16 protein-coding genes are annotated in these 16650 nt (G+C 42.3%); 10 read left to right on the forward strand and 6 right to left on the reverse strand.

All coding sequences use genetic code 11. The features are described 5' to 3' along the window. Positions 1-7: 7 nt before the first annotated feature. From NJ959_RS03200 to NJ959_RS03225, 6 genes are all read left to right on the forward strand, one after another. Complete coding sequence (locus NJ959_RS03200) at positions 8-292, forward strand: hemolysin XhlA family protein (RefSeq protein WP_254010302.1); 285 nt, start codon at positions 8-10, stop codon at positions 290-292. Between the two features lie 97 nt (positions 293-389). Continuing rightward, positions 390-563: a type II toxin-antitoxin system HicB family antitoxin gene (locus tag NJ959_RS03205; RefSeq protein ID WP_254010303.1), complete on the forward strand. Its 174-nt coding sequence runs from the start codon at positions 390-392 to the stop codon at positions 561-563. Then, on the forward strand, positions 535-2346 hold the full coding sequence (locus tag NJ959_RS03210; protein WP_254010304.1) for an ABC transporter ATP-binding protein: 1812 nt from the start codon (positions 535-537) through the stop codon (positions 2344-2346). The genes NJ959_RS03205 and NJ959_RS03210 overlap by 29 nt, the downstream gene beginning before the upstream one ends. A 165-nt stretch (positions 2347-2511) precedes the next feature. Beyond that, a complete protein-coding gene (gene ccmS, locus NJ959_RS03215) occupies positions 2512-2940 on the forward strand; it encodes a beta-carboxysome assembly chaperone CcmS (RefSeq protein ID WP_373693592.1) in 429 nt (142 codons plus the stop codon). Between the two features lie 112 nt (positions 2941-3052). Beyond that, complete coding sequence (locus tag NJ959_RS03220) at positions 3053-3859, forward strand: type 1 glutamine amidotransferase (protein WP_254010306.1); 807 nt, start codon at positions 3053-3055, stop codon at positions 3857-3859. A gap of 368 nt (positions 3860-4227) precedes the next feature. After that, positions 4228-5136, forward strand: a complete 909-nt coding sequence (locus NJ959_RS03225; RefSeq protein WP_254010307.1) for a hypothetical protein — start codon at positions 4228-4230, stop codon at positions 5134-5136. Between the two features lie 83 nt (positions 5137-5219). Here NJ959_RS03225 and NJ959_RS03230 read toward each other — a convergent pair whose 3' ends face one another. After that, entirely contained in the window at positions 5220-7712 is a 2493-nt protein-coding gene (locus NJ959_RS03230) for an NACHT domain-containing protein (RefSeq protein ID WP_254010308.1), read from the reverse strand. Between the two features lie 196 nt (positions 7713-7908). On the opposite strand from NJ959_RS03230, the gene NJ959_RS03235 reads away from it, so the two are divergent. Beyond that, complete coding sequence (locus NJ959_RS03235; protein ID WP_254010309.1) at positions 7909-8469, forward strand: response regulator; 561 nt, start codon at positions 7909-7911, stop codon at positions 8467-8469. 84 nt (positions 8470-8553) lie between these two features. Next, the gene (gene recQ, locus NJ959_RS03240; protein ID WP_254010310.1) at positions 8554-10680 is read left to right on the forward strand and encodes a DNA helicase RecQ; all 2127 of its coding nucleotides are present in this window, start codon (positions 8554-8556) and stop codon (positions 10678-10680) included. Positions 10681-10787: 107 nt separating this feature from the next. On the opposite strand, the gene NJ959_RS03245 is transcribed toward recQ, so the two are convergent. Together NJ959_RS03245 and NJ959_RS03250 are read right to left on the reverse strand one after the other, a co-directional pair. Further along, a complete protein-coding gene (locus NJ959_RS03245; RefSeq protein ID WP_254010311.1) occupies positions 10788-11459 on the reverse strand; it encodes a hypothetical protein in 672 nt (223 codons plus the stop codon). Between the two features lie 11 nt (positions 11460-11470). Next, complete coding sequence (locus tag NJ959_RS03250) at positions 11471-12808, reverse strand: MurT ligase domain-containing protein (protein ID WP_373693593.1); 1338 nt, start codon at positions 12806-12808, stop codon at positions 11471-11473. Here NJ959_RS03250 and NJ959_RS03255 point away from each other — a divergent pair. Continuing rightward, positions 12807-13100, forward strand: a complete 294-nt coding sequence (locus NJ959_RS03255; RefSeq protein ID WP_254010313.1) for a hypothetical protein — start codon at positions 12807-12809, stop codon at positions 13098-13100. The two genes, NJ959_RS03250 and NJ959_RS03255, sit on opposite strands and share 2 nt — an antisense overlap. 109 nt (positions 13101-13209) lie before the next feature. Then, positions 13210-14391, forward strand: a complete 1182-nt coding sequence (gene sat / locus NJ959_RS03260; protein ID WP_254010314.1) for a sulfate adenylyltransferase — start codon at positions 13210-13212, stop codon at positions 14389-14391. Positions 14392-14503: 112 nt separating this feature from the next. Here the strand turns inward: sat and NJ959_RS03265 are convergent, their stop codons facing one another. The 3 genes from NJ959_RS03265 to NJ959_RS03275 form a co-directional block, all read right to left on the reverse strand. Continuing rightward, complete coding sequence (locus NJ959_RS03265; RefSeq protein ID WP_254010315.1) at positions 14504-14833, reverse strand: MgPME-cyclase complex family protein; 330 nt, start codon at positions 14831-14833, stop codon at positions 14504-14506. A 106-nt stretch (positions 14834-14939) separates the two neighbouring features. Continuing rightward, entirely contained in the window at positions 14940-15662 is a 723-nt protein-coding gene (locus NJ959_RS03270; protein WP_254010316.1) for a pyridoxine 5'-phosphate synthase, read from the reverse strand. Next, the gene (locus tag NJ959_RS03275) at positions 15656-16198 is read right to left on the reverse strand and encodes a hypothetical protein (protein WP_254010317.1); all 543 of its coding nucleotides are present in this window, start codon (positions 16196-16198) and stop codon (positions 15656-15658) included. Before NJ959_RS03275 ends, NJ959_RS03270 begins: the two co-directional genes overlap by 7 nt. Positions 16199-16650: the final 452 nt, after the last annotated feature.

The following is a 16650-nucleotide window of genomic DNA, read 5'->3' on the forward strand; positions in this document are numbered from 1 at the left end:
AAAACAGATGAGTCAGACACCTATTACAGTCACCTATTCATTAGAGGAAGTCTTAAGCCGCATAGAAAGGAAGATAGATAAACTCGATGAGAGAATCGACAAGCTGGATGATAAAATCGATAAACTCACTGTAGAAGTAGCCACCTGCATTACCAGCCTAAATAACTTAGATAAAAGAGTCGAAAAAATAGAAGGAACGCAAAAAAATCAGGTTTGGACATTGATAACACTCTTAGGGGGTTCTTTAATCGCGGTAGGGTTTAGAGGATTTTTTATGGGAAATAATCCTTGAGATTTCCGATCCCCGAATGTGAGGAGAAGATCTCAGCTTCAGGGAATAATTCTGAGACTGGAAACAAAAATATGAAACCCGCAGAGGATAAAATATAATGAAATTTCAGGTAATTTTCACCTTCGATCCAGAATACCAAGGCTATGTAGCGGAAGTGCCTGCCTTGCCAGGTTGTTTAAGTCAGGGAAAAACATTGGATGAGGCAGTTGCAAATATTCGGGATGCCATCAGAGGTTATTTGTATGTTGAAGAAATCAATAAATCAGTCTAAAACCAGACAAAATCTACCACAATCAACGCCTCCCCTCCGGCGTTTAATTAATTACGGGCAAAACTATCGCACCCAAATCTGGCAAGCAACAGTTTGCTCAATTCTCAATAAAATCTTTGATTTAGCACCTCCCGCCTTAATCGGCGCAGCAGTAGATGTAGTGGTGCAGAAAGAAAATTCATTGATTGGAAAATTAGGAGTTACTGATGTCTTTGGGCAACTTGTAATTCTCAGTATCCTCAGTTTCATTATCTGGGGCTTAGAATCAGTATTTGAATATGCTTATGCCAGACTGTGGCGCAATTTAGCCCAAACAATTCAGCACGAATTACGTTTAGATGCTTACGAGCATTTGCAATCTTTAGAATTAGCTTATTTTGAGGATAACAGTACAGGTGGATTGATGTCTATCTTGAGCGATGATATCAATCAACTAGAGCGTTTTCTCGATGTGGGTGCGAATGAAATACTTCAAGTATCCGCCAGCGTGCTTATTATTGGTGCCATCTTCTTTATTTCTACTCCCAGTGTAGCTTGGATGGCGATGCTACCCATGCCTTTTATCATTTGGGGTTCCTTCGCATTTCAGCGTCGCCTTGCCCCTAGATATGCTAATGTCCGGGAAAAAGTGAGCTTAATGAACGGACAATTAGCGAATAATTTAACAGGTATTACCACAATTAAAAGCTTTACGGCTGAAGCTTATGAAGCCCAGCGCATCGCCGCCCAAAGTGACGCATATCGCCAAAGTAACCGCCATGCGATCGCACTTTCTGCCGCATTTGTCCCCCTAATTAGAACCTTCATTTTATTTGGTTTTACCAGTATTATGCTCTATGGTGGCATGGAAGTAGTTGCTGGTAATTTGGCAGTGGGAACTTACAGTATGTTAGTATTTATTACCCAGCGATTACTTTGGCCTTTAACCAGATTGGGAGAAACTATGGATCTCTATCAACGGGCGATGGCTTCGACAACAAGGGTAATGAATTTATTAGATACTCCCATTGCCATGCACTCTGGAGATATATCCTTACCGATAAATCAAGTTCAAGGTGAGTTGGTATTTGAAAATGTGAGCTTTGCCTATCAAGGAAGAGAGCCAGTTATTCAAAATCTTTCCCTCCAGATTCCCGCAGGTAAAACTGTTGCTATTGTCGGTGCAACTGGCTCTGGTAAAAGTACCCTAGTGAAATTATTATTGAGGCTGTATGAAATAGAAGATGGTGCGATAAGTCTCGATAATATTGATATCAGACAGCTTCAACTAACCGATTTGCGCCGAGCCATTGGTTTAGTCAGTCAAGATGTATTCCTATTTCACGGTACAGTAAAAGAAAATATCGCTTATGGTAGTTTTGAGGCAACTTTGCCAGAAATAATCGCCGCCGCAGAGATTGCCGAAGCTCATGAATTTATTAGTAAATTGCCCCAAGGTTACGATACTATTGTCGGAGAAAGAGGACAGAAATTATCGGGGGGGCAGCAGCAGCGACTTGCCCTTGCCCGCGCTATATTGAAAAATCCGCCAATTCTCATTCTTGATGAAGCGACTTCGGCAGTAGATAATGAGACAGAAGCCGCAATTGTCCGCTCTCTGGAGAAAATTACTCAAAATCGGACTACAATTGCGATCGCACATCGTCTTTCTACGATCAGAAATTCCGATTGCATTTATGTGATGGATCGGGGTAAGTTAGTAGAGTGGGGCACTCATGATGAATTGTTGGTGCGAGATGGGATTTATGGGATGCTTTGGCGGGTACAGTCTGGTTTGAAATAAGTTAGCTTGTTGGTTGCGAGATTGGTTATTTTAACGCATAGACGCGCAGCGGCTTCTCGTCAGAGTAGAGCGCAAAGTTTGGCGCAAAGGGCGCAAAGGGTTGTTGTTATATTTGGGTGGGGGGATGAGGTTTTTATTTATTGGAATTAGGGAATGTAGAGTATGATGATGTTTGGTCAACCTCAACCGGAAAGAGCAGAAGATAGATGGAAAGGGCAACTGGCTCGATTTGTGAAGGAGAATCAGCAAGAATTGGCGGCTTTGTCGTGGGGGTTATTTTTGGAGAAGGGGGAAAGTGATGAGACTTTGGGTATTGATTTGCAACCCACGCCCCATTTTGTCTTTTGCCCCAAATCAGCCATTGAAAAATTAAATCAAAATGTTGATAATTATCTTCAGGAAATATTGGGAATTGTCGATAATCATCAACCCGATAAGGATGTTTTGATTATTGGAATTGGTAATGACCAAATTAAAGTGATTCAGTTCGAACCGAACCCCTCTCCTTCTGTTTCTTTTCAGGAAGTTGGTAAGGATGTTGATACTTTATTAGATCTTTTGGAGGGGCGTTTGCAAGAGAAAGCAAGGAAATAGACGTAAAAAAAACATCAGACTTACGCAAAACCTCTATCTGTAGTGCGTTATGCTCCGCTAGCGCACCATTGCGACTAATTAGACTTTGAAATAGAGAAATATCCTAAAATCAATGAATCTAGAACAACTCGAACTAACCATTGGCTGGCTCTATCCCACCTTAATGAGTACCTACGGCGATCGCGGAAATGCCATCTCATTACAAAAACGCGCCCAGTGGCGGGGTATTGGTGTAAAAATTATACCTCTGGATCAGCAAACCTCCTGTGAACAAATTCACCAAGCCGATATCTTTGTCGGTGGTGGGGCACAAGATAGACAGCAGGAAATTGTGATGCGGGATTTACGGGGGGCAAAAGCTGATGCTCTACGGGCAAAAATTGAGGAGGGAACACCCGGTGTCTTTACTTGCGGTGCGCCCCAACTTCTGGGACACTATTACGAACCTGCTCTAGGTCAGCGGATTGAGGGGTTAGGTTTGTTGGATTTTGTCAGTAAGCATCCAGGACCCGATGCCCGTCGCTGTATTGGTAATGTAGTATTTGAGCTGACAGCCTCACCTTTAGCTCAAGATTTAGAAGCGATGCTGGGGACAAAACCGATTGTAATTGGTTTTGAGAATCACGGCGGTCGGACTTTTTTGGGAAAGGTGCAAGCCCTGGGTAAAGTGCTAAAAGGGTACGGGAATAATGGGGAAGATGGCACAGAGGGAGCATTTTATCGCAATGCGATCGCTACATATTCCCACGGTCCCCTGTTACCCAAGAATCCTTTTCTCGCAGATTGGCTGATTCAGACGGCGCTGCAACAGAAGTATCAAACCCCTGTGTCTTTAACCTCACTAGACGATACTTTAGCCCAGCAAGCGCGGTTGGCAATGTTTAAGCGGCTGGATTTGAGTAACCTGAGTCTAGCCTAAAGTGCTTCTTAGTTGAGTGAGGTGGAGAGAAACCCGGTAACTTCGGCGAAACCGGGTTTCTGCGGTGTAATGTTTAAACGGCTGGATTTGAGTAAGCTGAGTCTAGCCGAAAGTGCGATCGCGGTGATTATTGTCCCAATTCACAATAAGATGAGAATAGTCAGGAGTTGCAGAAGTTACAAAAGTTACAAAAGTTATCAATTCTTTACTCTTGTAGCATCACCCACTTCTCATAAAATGCTTTTTTGCTCCTGAACTTCTATCAGGGCGGGTTGAACAGGTTAATCGAGCAGTGTTTCTGCTTGACGAGATACCCAAACCCGCCCCGGATTCTCTTCCGTTGAAATCTTTAGTAAAACAAACATGACATGACTGGAAAAGTAATTGATAACAGCGCCAACGGTATTCTCATTCTCCTACTCCCCGTCGCTTTTGCCGCTATTGTGCTGTTTGAAGCTTGGCCTTATCTGTTGGCGCTGTTAATCGTAACTATTATTATTAAAGTTTGGCAGCAATATCAATGGCGACAATGGAGTCAAGAAGTCAATCCCTTCTTCAATCAACTGATTAAAGATAATCAGGGTTGCCTGACAGCTTTGGATTTGGCAATGAAAGCTCGGATATCTGGGGCTGCGGCAGAAGTATATCTGAATAAAAAAGCAGAAGAATTTGGTGCTAAACGTCAAGTCTACGAAGATAAAGGTACTGTCTATTACTTCCTCACAGCTAGTGCTTTGGGTAGCCTCTTTGAAAGCAGCGAACCACCCTTGGATAGAGAGCGTGAATCCCTAACTAATCAAGCACCAAAATTGGTTGATATTCTGAGCGATTCGGATGAGGTGAGTGAAGGAAGTGAATTGGCAAGTACCTACTCAATCGATTCAGTAATCGATTCAGTTGAGAGCCAAGGCGATTTCCTCACACAAGTAAAGCAAAAATTGTTTGGTGATGAGGATGATGGAAATGAATTGGAAAGGGCATACTCAATCGAGAAGATTAAGCAAGAAGGTGATTTTCTCACACAAGTTAAGAAACACTTGTTTAGCGATGATGACGATCAATTAGAGGAAAATGAACCAGAAGTAGCAAATGAAATTCCTCAATCTCTGATTCAATCTGAACTAGCTAAACGACTTGATGTTCATTCCAGTACTGTTGGTAAACGGAAATCAGATTCAGACTTTAGTGACTGGAGTAAAAGTAAAGATCCCGATGGCATTGCTTGGAAATATTCCTCTGAAACTAAAGAGTTTTTGCCGCTGAATGAGAATCAATGAAGGGGAGTGGGGAATGGGTTTTTTGGAGTGGGGAGTGGGGAGTGGGTAATGGGGAAGAATAGCGATATTAATTATTTAATCTATCATCTTCCTCTGTTATTAATTTCCGCAATTGGCAACAATAGGGTATCCTCAATTTCCTGTCTAACCTCACGGCTTACATAACAATCACTATTGAGACAATCGACTAATAACTTATTGGCATCATAATACTGTCTCAATAACTCTTTCTCCTGTGGGTTAAACTGCCAATTGTGACCAATATTGCGATGGGAAATCATTACTGCTGATAATTGCTGAGTCCAACGGAAACCGTTAAATTTCCACCACTCTTTAAATCTCCACTCATTTTCATCTAGATTTGGAAGTTGCTGCTTGAGGTGTTGCAGCGATTCCCCTAAAGAAGAGTCGATTGTAAGAGCGCGATCGCAGCTTAGTAAAAATGCCCCCTTAAAGGCATATATACTGCTAGTATATTCTAGATGAAGTATCTGACTGCGCTCGTAAGTTAGGCTCAAAAAAGCATCAACACCAATATCTAAAGTACGGGAATTACCCAACATCATTAGAGTAAATAAGTGATTGTCAAGGGCACTCATTAAATCAGCATCAATGTAAAAAGTGCTACTCTTCCAGAGATAAGAATGACAGGCTAGCTCAAAGTAAAATGCCCTAACAGCGGCTGGCTTATAGGGAACTTTCACCGAAAGGGATTTCTCCCTAACCCACCTCAATAACTCTTGCAAGGTTTGGCTGTTAGCAACTAGTCCATCAATCTGTTGTTTCATTAATTGTAATAGATAATCAGTAGACGGCAACATTCCCACTGTTAGTAAAAATACTTCTCGCCAGCTTTTCTCTGTGATATGACTAACCAAAGATTGCAACGATGTCTCCATCGCCTGCGGTTCGGAACTAGTAACAATCTTTCGTGCAGTGAAGTATTCGTGAAATGTAAGATGAGAAAAAGAGTAAATACTCCTAGCACGCTCTACCAATAATCCGTGCTGCGCTTCTATTGATTTTAGTACTGCCTCACTATCTAGTTGCAATGCTTCTGGATCTGTATTAGCGTCGGGTAAATTGCAAATGTACTCAGCAATATAGCGCTCAACAAGCTGTTGTTTAAACAAGTAATCCTTCCGTTCAAAAGTTGTTAGAGCAATCTGGCTGAGTAAATCTTGTTTGCGCTGTACTGATAGCTTGCTGTAAACCCGATCCCGTACAATCCCGCGTTTTGCATCCCATTTAACTAATAGCGTAGTAATGCCTCGCTTGTATAATTCGGCTCGATCCGCAGGAAAGTCGCCAGAATCTTCAAATTCTAAACAGAGTAATGTCAATAGTAGCGGATTGGTAGCAAGTTCTTTAATGGGCGGATTAGCTTGTAGCTGTTGGATAAAGCGTTCCGCTTCCTCTGTCATTCTGGGAGAAACAGATTCAAGTGTAGGGGCTATTGTCGCTTCCTGAAACCTTACTTCTGAATTGGATTTGAGATCGAACCACTTTGTAACAAATGTTTTGATCTGTTCGTTATTAAAATCAGCAACTTCTACTTCTGTAAATTGTTCAAAGGTATAATCATTGGCAGCAATTCGGCAGGTAATAACAAATTGATTGGTGTGATACCTCTCGGAAAAATTACGAATTTCCGTAATCACTCTCATCGCATCTTCTTCTCTAACTTCATCTAAGCCATCAAGGAGAATCAAAGCCTTCCCCTCCGTTAATATATGATTAATTTGATTAGTAATTACACCATAATTAGAGAGAAGATCGGTAATAAATTCAGAGCAAGTGGGTTGATTTGTTGCTTGGGCAAAATCTCTGATTGTCATGAAAATTGGCACTCGATTATTTAATAAATTTCCCAAGCTACACTGAATAGCCAAATACTTAAGAAAAGTCGTTTTCCCAGAACCTGGTTTACCCAAAACCATCAGCTTGGGATAACTCTTCACTGCTCTTATTCCTGACAACCTTTCTGTGGTAATGCTGCATAATCCTAGGTGATCGAAGTTTTGTGATTCAAGATCGAAGCGTTTCAACAAATCAGCAATATCTAGCCGTCTCCTGCCAGTGATTTTTTGTAAAATTTTGACCTTGGTGTAGATGTCACCTAACCCAATAGGCTGAGTCATATCCAACACCCGCATCGTACCGCACCGCTGTCGAATCAGGGGACTTACCTTCTCTCTAAGGTTTTGTACTAAGCTGTCAATATATGTTTGAGTCGGCTCAGGAAGTCTATATCCGGCTTCTTCCAACCAATCAATAATATCTCTCCAGTTGTTAAGTGTATTTTGTTCTCTTCCTGTCAGTTGTTCTGTGTATCGATATAAAGTGTTGGATAAATCAACTGTAACTCCCCCAGGAGTTTTACAAAGCTTTTCGGCAATCTCCTCTGGATTATAGCCACAAAGCAATCCGCGTAAATGACATTTTTCCACCGGAGTCAGCCCACTTCTTTTGTGAGGTGCTACTTCTCGTTTGGCAACTGCCAGATTTTTGTACAGCCTTTCTAAATCCCAGTCTGCTGCTGCTTGTGGAAACTGCTCTTCAGGTGTAAATGACATTGCCGTGGATAGTTGTAAAGTACCTAATTAAAATCCTAACCTATTTCCTAATCGTTGATTAGGTAACTGCCGGGTATTTTCTGGGTTAGTATATTTTCAGGATCGATGACAAGCCAACTAGCTATTCAGGTATGATGGATTACCAGTTTAGCTGATAAGGAATGCGATCCCCACTAATCAAGACTAAAGATCTAAAATGAATAGGATCGATATGGTTAATATTGCAGCGTCTCCAATTCAATCGATTCCATCAGTTCAACTGGTCAATATTTGGCTTAGTCTTCTGGGGCAAGATCCCGATAAAAATGAACAAATAAATGCTAAAACTGATGATAAAAACCATTTAGAGGAAGCTCTCAAACTACAAATATTAATTGCTGACGATCAATTAATCGATCGCACGGTAGCGATGCGAATCTTACAAGCGATGGGATATATGGTTGATTTGGCAATCAATGGATTGGAGGCTTTACAAGCTCTCCGTCAAAAACATTATGATGTTCTGTTAACAGATGTGCAAATGCCTCAAATGGGAGGATTGGATGTGGCACGTCAGATTTGCCAGGAATGGACTTTAGAGGAACGTCCTTGTATGATTGCTGTGACATCTGAAGCTATGCCAGAAATACGGGAACAATGCTTGAATGTTGGTATGGATGAGTGTCTGAGTAAACCTCTTGATGTTAATCAACTCCGTCAAGCTTTAAGAAAGTGTCGCTTCCGCAGTCAATCAGATCGATCGGATGATAGAATTTAAGTGGAGAATTTAAGGGTGGGAGATGGGCATCTTCCATCTATAGTTATACAATAGTTCCATTATCCCCATGGCTAGCGATCTATCATGTCTCAATTTCAATCCCTGGAGGAAGCACTAAAGCATTTCTTTGGTTACGACACCTTTCGTCTTGCACAAGAGAAAATTGTAGAAGAAGCGCTGCAAAATCGCGATTTACTTATTATTATGCCCACAGGGGGCGGTAAATCTCTATGTTTCCAACTGCCAGCATTACTGAAACCTGGTGTAATGATAGTGGTTTCGCCGCTAATTTCTCTGATGCAAGATCAAGTAGATGCCCTGATAGATAATGGGATTGGGGCAACTTTTCTCAATAGTACCCTGAGTTGGGATGAAGTGCGATCGCGAGAAAATGCGATCCTTAATGGTAAAATCAAACTACTATACGTTGCACCGGAACGCTTGCTAGGAGAGAAATTTGGACCATTTTTAGAAATGCTGCGATCGCAAATTGGTATTTCTGCCTTTGCCATTGATGAAGCCCATTGTGTTTCTGAATGGGGACATGATTTTCGCCCAGAATATCGCCAAATAAAACAACTCCGCCAACGCTATCCAGATATCCCTGTACTCGCTCTTACCGCTACAGCAACAAAGAGAGTACAACAGGATATTGTCCAACAATTAATGCTCAAACAACCGAGCATTCATATTGCCAGTTTCAATCGCCCAAACCTCTATTACGATGTTCAACCAAAACAAAGTCACAGCTATAACCAATTATTAAAACTAATTAAATATCATCAAGGCTCCGGTATCGTCTACTGTCTCAGTCGTCGTAACGTAGATGACATTGCCTTTCGACTCCAAAATGATGGTATTTCTGCTCTACCTTACCATGCCGGGATGAGCGATGAAGACAGAAGAATCAATCAAACTCGCTTTATCCGAGATGACGTAGAAGTAATGGTGGCAACTGTTGCCTTTGGCATGGGTATTAATAAATTAGATGTGCGGTTTGTAATTCACTACGACTTACCCCGAAATTTAGAGAGTTACTATCAAGAATCAGGCAGATCCGGAAGAGATGGAGATCCTGCCCATTGTACTTTATTTTATAGTCCCGGTGATATTCATAAAATCAAATATTTGATCGATCAAAAACCAGATCCCAAAGAACAACAAATTGCTTGGCAGCAATTAAATCAAGTCATAGACTATGCCGAAGGAGCCGAATGTCGTCGCACAATTCAACTCAGGTATTTTGGCGAAAGATTTACCGGAAATTGCGATAACTGCGACAACTGTCGTCATCCCAAACCAGTCGAAGATTGGACAATAGAAGCACAAAAGTTTCTCTCTTGTGTAGCCCGGTGTGGAGAAAGATTTGGGATGATGCACGTTATAGAAGTCTTGCGGGGTTCGAGAAAAAAGAAAATTGAACAATACGGACATCATTTATTATCTACTTATGGCATAGGAAAAGATAAAACCATAGAAGCATGGAAAATGCTAGGGCGTTCCCTTTTACATCAAGGCTTAGTTGATGAAACTAGCGATGGCTATCGTATCTTGAAATTAAATAAACTCAGTTGGGAAATTCTGCGCAAACAACGTTCCGTTAATATTGCTATCACCGAAACACCCGCTGCTAAAGCATTAGTCGATATTAATACTAGCTCGGCGGAAATGGAGATTTTATTTGAAAAACTACGGCGCTTGCGCAAACAAATTGCCGATGCAAATTCTGTTCCCCCTTATGTGGTTTTTGCTGATTCTAGCCTAAGATTAATGGCGCAAATTAAACCTCAAACCATTCTAGAATTTAGTCAAATTTCTGGTGTAGGCGCTCATAAATTATCCCAGTATGGAGAACAATTTGTCTCAGAAATTAGGGCATTTTGTCAAGAGCAACAACTACCAGTGCCTCTCCCTAATCAGAGCAACATGTTTACCCTGCAACTCCATCAACAAGGATTAAGTATTGAAGAAATTATTCAGACTCGCAAATTAAGCCCCAGCACGGTGATTAGTCATTTCAGCGAATTGCTGGAAATGAAACAGCCAGTTGAATTAAATCGGTTAGTAGCGCCGGAAAGACAAAAGGTAATCATTAAAGCAATGGAAACTGTCGGTGCTGATTTGCTAAAACCGATTCGGGAATATTTGACAGAGGAATATAATTATGATGAAATTCGCTTAGTGAGGGCTTGGTGGCGGCGGGAAAATTAGTCCAGGTTGGCGGAAATAACCCACCAGTTGTAAGGAGGGAGTAAGGTAACTTGGTAGTTACCTTTTTCTGATCGATTAATCTGAGATGAGATTATTCCCCACAATCCTCAACGAGACGTACAGTAAGACTGATATTCGTTCATATATTCCATAATAATATCCACTGCTTCAGTACGCATATTATTATCGCCAGGGAACTCTTGAACCACATCGTTTACATCTTGATAAACAGTACACCAATTATCAGCTCCTTCTCCAAAGTCCATTTGCCCTTGAATAATGCCACGAATTAGAGCAACTGAAAAATCATCAGGAGCCTTCCTTTCCGCCGCATTCATGAGGGATATTGCATTAGTTTGTTGAACTTGTCCCCGCCCACCAATGGGTTCCATTATAGAGAAACGATTATCCATTGCCAACAAGTAGCCTAGCGCCATTAATTCCTCTGCTGTCAGGATGGAAAGCTTAAGCTGTGATGGCTGAGTTTTCCGACTGCGGGCAATATAATCTAGATATAATTTAGCATTTGCTTGTGGCTCATTTGACCAACCAATTTGATTGACAATTGCCGCCCGTACATCATTAGGAACATCTGGATCGCTCAGGGCTTCAAAAACTTTACGATCAACTCCACGATCTGCTGTATATCTTACTATGCGAACGTCTTGATAGACGCTAGCAAATGGCGTACTCGTCAATGGGCTATCTGCTAAAGCAGCAGGTGCAGCAGCAACAACAAAACACACAATTGCGGGTATATAAGATGTGATTTTTAACATAATATCTCTCTTTACAAAATTTGACGACCAGTGAGTAAGCCCCGCACTTCTAACATGGCAGAATAGGTGGGCAGTATATGTAGAGTCTCATGGGCTGGAGTTTGTTCCAGGGCGGTGGTAATTGCTTCTTGTAAGTCTTCTTTGATAATTAACTGGCAATTCTGTTGTCCTTCAGCTTGGCTATAGCGCAGACGCAATGCCATATCATAAACGCGATCGCCACTTATGACAATCGTTCCGCCTAGCTCTACTAGCTTCTCGGTATCCACATCCCAAATCCAAGATACATCTGTACCATCTGGTGTTCTATCGTTTAATACTACTAATTTTGTGGATGCCCCACCTACTTTTTGGATATCATAGACAGCGCGGATAGTTTCGTTCATCCCTACTGGATTTTTCGATAGCAAAATCCGCACATGCTTACCTCCCACATCCAATTCTTCCGCCCTGCCGAAAGCTGCCCGGAAGTTTTTAATTGTCTCGTAAATGGCTGCCTTATCTATCCCCAGTTCTTGGGCTACTAAACCAGCGGCTAGGGTGTTATATTTATTGTAGAGTCCGATCAGAATTTGCGGCCATTCTGGACTATTAACTGCTAGGGGACTTTTACTAAAGCCACATTTAGCACAGTCATAGTCTCCCAAATGGGAAAGATAAACCCCTTTGTAGTCAAGGGGATGTCCGCAACGAGGACAGTAAATTGAGTCTACAGCGTGGGGAATTTCATCTAAGTAAACTTCCGGTTCATTCAGACCGAAAAATCTGACATTTTGGGATAGTTGTTGACCCAAATAACATAGAGTTGGGTCATCAGCATTTAAAATAATAGTAGTTTCCGGAGGTAAAGGCGCGATCGCCTTTTGCCATCGTTGACTAATCGTATCCACTTCCCCATAGCGATCTAGTTGGTCGCGAAATAGATTTAATCCCAAAATAAACTTGGGCTGACAATCACGCAAAACTAGGGGTAGCACATTTTCGTCTACTTCCAGTATAGCATAATCAGCATTAAGCTGACCAATTAAATTGGTATTTTCCAGGAGAGTTGTCACCAACCCATTAATCAAATTAGCACCTGCGGCATTATGGGCAACACGCCAACCCTGACTTTCCAGAATAGTCCGCAACAGCAGAGAGGTGGTAGTTTTACCATTAGTACCGACAATCAGAATCACCCCTCGCCTCACCTGGGTAAACATCAGAGGTAGGGCTTTGGGTTGGATGCGCTGGGAAATCGAACCGGGTAAAACACTCGCAGCACCCAAGCGCAATAGCCGCACGAGAGAGGTAACGGTTTTAGCAGCGGCAACAGCTAAACCCAGACGAATGCGATCGCGGATTGATATGCTCAAGTTAATACTCCTGCGCCAGATTAAACTAGATTTTATTTTATTTTGGTTGGGGGCAAGTCCAATACCTGCGATAGCGTTGCGCTGCTGCAAAGCAGATCGCAATTGTATCATCCAGAGCGCGATCGTCAGGTTTAATTTGGATAGCTCTATCGTAAGATGCGATCGCATCTTAGATGCGATCGCATCTTCTAGTCTCCCTAAGTCAGATAGGGCAATACCCCCGTTGATATTCCCTATCGCTGAGGCGGGGAGATGGTATCCGCGTGGGTATTTTCTTAAATATTGACTGGCTCAACCTATCAGCCACTAATAAATTATCTTTAACATAGAATAATTGCCATTGACTATAAAGAGGATTATGTTGGAATTGTAGTGATTTTAGAAAGGCAATTATTTTGAGTAAGCATCCAGATGGAATCGCCCCCCACGGCGGTAAATTAATCAACCGCATTGCTACAGCCGAACAAAAAGCCGAATTTTTGGACAAAGCAGACTTCCTGCCCAGCGTACAGCTTGACGAGCGTGCCACCTCCGATTTACAGATGATTGCGATTGGGGCATTTAGTCCACTGACGGGCTTCATGGAGGAAGCTGAATACCTGTCAGTCGTGGAAAACATGCGTCTGGCTAATAGTTTACCTTGGTCTATCCCGATTACTCTTTCGGTGGATGAGGCAGTAGCACAACCCTTGAAAGAAGGGGGCTTAATCCGTCTGAACGATCCTAGCGGCAATTTTATTGGTGTTCTAGAATTAACTCAGAAATATCAATACGATAAAAAACGGGAAGTAGTCAATGTTTACCGCACCGATGATGAAAAGCATCCTGGTGTTAAGGTAGTTTATGACCAAGGAGACGTGAATTTAGCAGGACCAGTTTGGCTACTACAACGAGAACCCCATCCCTATTTCCCAGCATACCAAATTGATCCAGCCACATCTCGCGCCCAATTCCAAGAAAAAGGGTGGAAAACTATAGTTGGCTTCCAAACTCGGAATCCGATTCACCGAGCGCATGAATATATTATCAAATGTGCCCTAGAAATTGTGGATGGTTTGTTTCTCCATCCTTTGGTTGGTGCTACCAAAAGTGACGATGTTCCCGCTGATATCCGGATGCGTTGCTATGAAATTATGATTCAACATTATTTCCCCCACAACCGCGTAATTTTGGCGATTAATCCAGCCGCCATGCGCTATGCTGGTCCGCGAGAAGCGATTTTCCATGCGATGATTCGTAAGAATTATGGCTGCACTCACTTTATTGTGGGACGGGATCATGCAGGTGTGGGAGACTATTACGGTACTTATGATGCTCAATACATTTTTGATGAATTTGAGCCAAGTGAATTGGGAATTATACCCTTAAAGTTTGAACATGCTTTCTACTGCGAAGTGACTGAGACGATGGGTACTTCTAAAACTAGTCCAAGCACTCCGGAACAACGTATTCATTTATCTGGTACTAAGGTACGGGAAATGTTGCGCCGGGGTGAATTACCACCTCCCCAATTTTCTCGTCCTTTAGTTGCTGCTGAATTGGCAAAAGCGATGCAGGCAATGGCTTCCGCTGAGTGATACAGGGGTGAGGAGGGAGATCTTATCCCTTCCCCAGCCCTGAGAGGAGAGGGGAGCATCAAATCTTACCCCTCCTTCCCTTGAAGGGAAGGGGGCTGGGGGGTTAGGTTTTTCAAGAAACTGAGGCTAAGGAAGCTAAAGGCTCGGGAATGGTATCTGAGGGAGCTTGAAATTCACCAGTTTTAACGAATTCTAAGCGCAATTTTAACCAAGTAATAAATGTGGAATTGGTAGAAAGAATAGCCACGGAAGGTTCCGGGCATTGTTCCTTAATTTTTGCCATTTCTGGGGCTTCTAGAAAAGCTGGTTCTTTCACTAACCAAAAGTCAATTTCTTTCCCTTTTTCATGATAGTCTCTATTCCGTTCTTTGAAAACTTCTCCTAAAGGTTCTTCTTCTAATAAAAAGCGTTGACTTGCTAAAAGGTAGTAGTAAGTTTTCATAGTTGTTGGTTGTTAGTTGTTGGTTGTTAGTTGTTGGTTTTTTGATCGATCCCAGGACTTTTGACGTTGAATTTTACTCCCCATTCCCCATTCCCCATGGGTGAATTTACAAGTTTCCTCGCATCGCTTGTTTCATTTCTCGAACTGCTCTTTCTAAACCGATTAGTGATGCTCGTGCGATAATACTGTGACCGATATTGAGTTCTTCCATACCTGGAATAGAAGCAACAGGGTAAACATTCCAGTAGGTGAGTCCATGTCCAGCATTGACGCGCAAACCTGCTGCGATCGCTCTATTGCATCCCTTGGCTAATAAGTCAAGTTCCTGATGGCGATTCACTTCATCTTTGGCTTCAGCATAACAACCCGTATGGAGTTCGATAAACTTGGCCATAGTTTCAGCAGAGGCATCAATTTGGGCTGGATCGGCATCGATAAATAAGCTTACAGGAATATTTGCATTTTGTAACGTAGCAACGACCTCAGTGAGGCGCTGTTTTTGCCCTGCGACATCTAATCCTCCTTCAGTGGTGACTTCTTCCCGTTTTTCGGGGACCAGGGTAATGTAGTCTGGTTTTATGTCGAGTGCGATCGCTACCATTTCATCTGTAGCCGCCATTTCCATATTTAAGTGTGTCCGCACTGTTTGGCGCAAGAGGCGGATATCTCGATCTTGAATATGCCGTCTATCTTCTCGCAGATGGGCGGTAATGCCATCAGCACCAGCCAATTCAGCTAATACGGCTGCTGCAATGGGATCTGGTTCGACGGTGCGCCGCGCCTGACGAATGGTGGCGATGTGATCGATGTTAACGCCAAGGGTTAGCACTTGGGTTCGTCTCCTGAAACCGCGTTTAATCTACAGCCATTTATCTTATACCGAAACCGATTGAATTGCTTGGCTAACGCCCTCCGAGGGAAAAAAGACACCCTAGGTTTAATTCTGTCTACCTGCTCCTCTTGGTTTTCCAAAATTGCTAATAGACAAGGAGTTGTCATCGCATTTAATTGGAGCCAACGGACCTGAATCCGCAGTTTTGTACGATAATCAATAGTAACCTCGTCTTCCATAATCACGAGTTGATTGGGATAGATACTGCGGCTTTCTATTAATGCTCTACAAACACGCCAGATTACTTCAGGTACAGATTTAGGCTGGTTTTGATTCGGTGTAAGGTTGGCGCAAATTTGACGAGTAAAGTCATTAGCATAAATCCATTCACCTGCCTCAGTTAAAATTAAAATACCCTCAAAAACGCTTTCAATTATTCCTTGTAAGAGTAAATTATCTAAATGTCTGGTTTTGGCTTGATTATCTAGTATTTCTGAACAAGTTTGGTTTTGAGGATTTTCAGTGATTAGCATAAATATAAAACTCGGTACAAATAGGATGAGACTCTTGGCTGGGAAAGAGATAAAACTCAGTCAATAACCCTGGATATATCTATAAATCGTTATATCTCTGACAGGATTAAGGTTATGCAGCCATTCCTCCCTCCCGTGAGGAATGGCTTTATACAGCGCTTTGCAGGTGAGTGAGATACATAGAAACCGGGTTTCTCTAAGAAACCCGGTTTCTGATCGGGTGCTTTTGTATTATATATGTAGTATAATATATAGGCAAGATGCTAGGAGCTAGGGGAGCAAAGGGGCAGGAGAGCTAGGAGCAGGGGAGAAAACTCAAAATTCTCTCCCCCCACTCAAGGATGAAGGATGAAGGATGAAGGATGAAGTATGAAGGATGAAATAAAAAATAGTTTCCCCCCATCCACCACAACAGTCCAGCAAGTCCCATGTAACTTCTCAGTTACTACTAC

Source organism: Limnofasciculus baicalensis BBK-W-15, from assembly GCF_024178385.1.
Lineage (GTDB): Bacteria > Cyanobacteriota > Cyanobacteriia > Cyanobacteriales > Coleofasciculaceae > Limnofasciculus > Limnofasciculus baicalensis.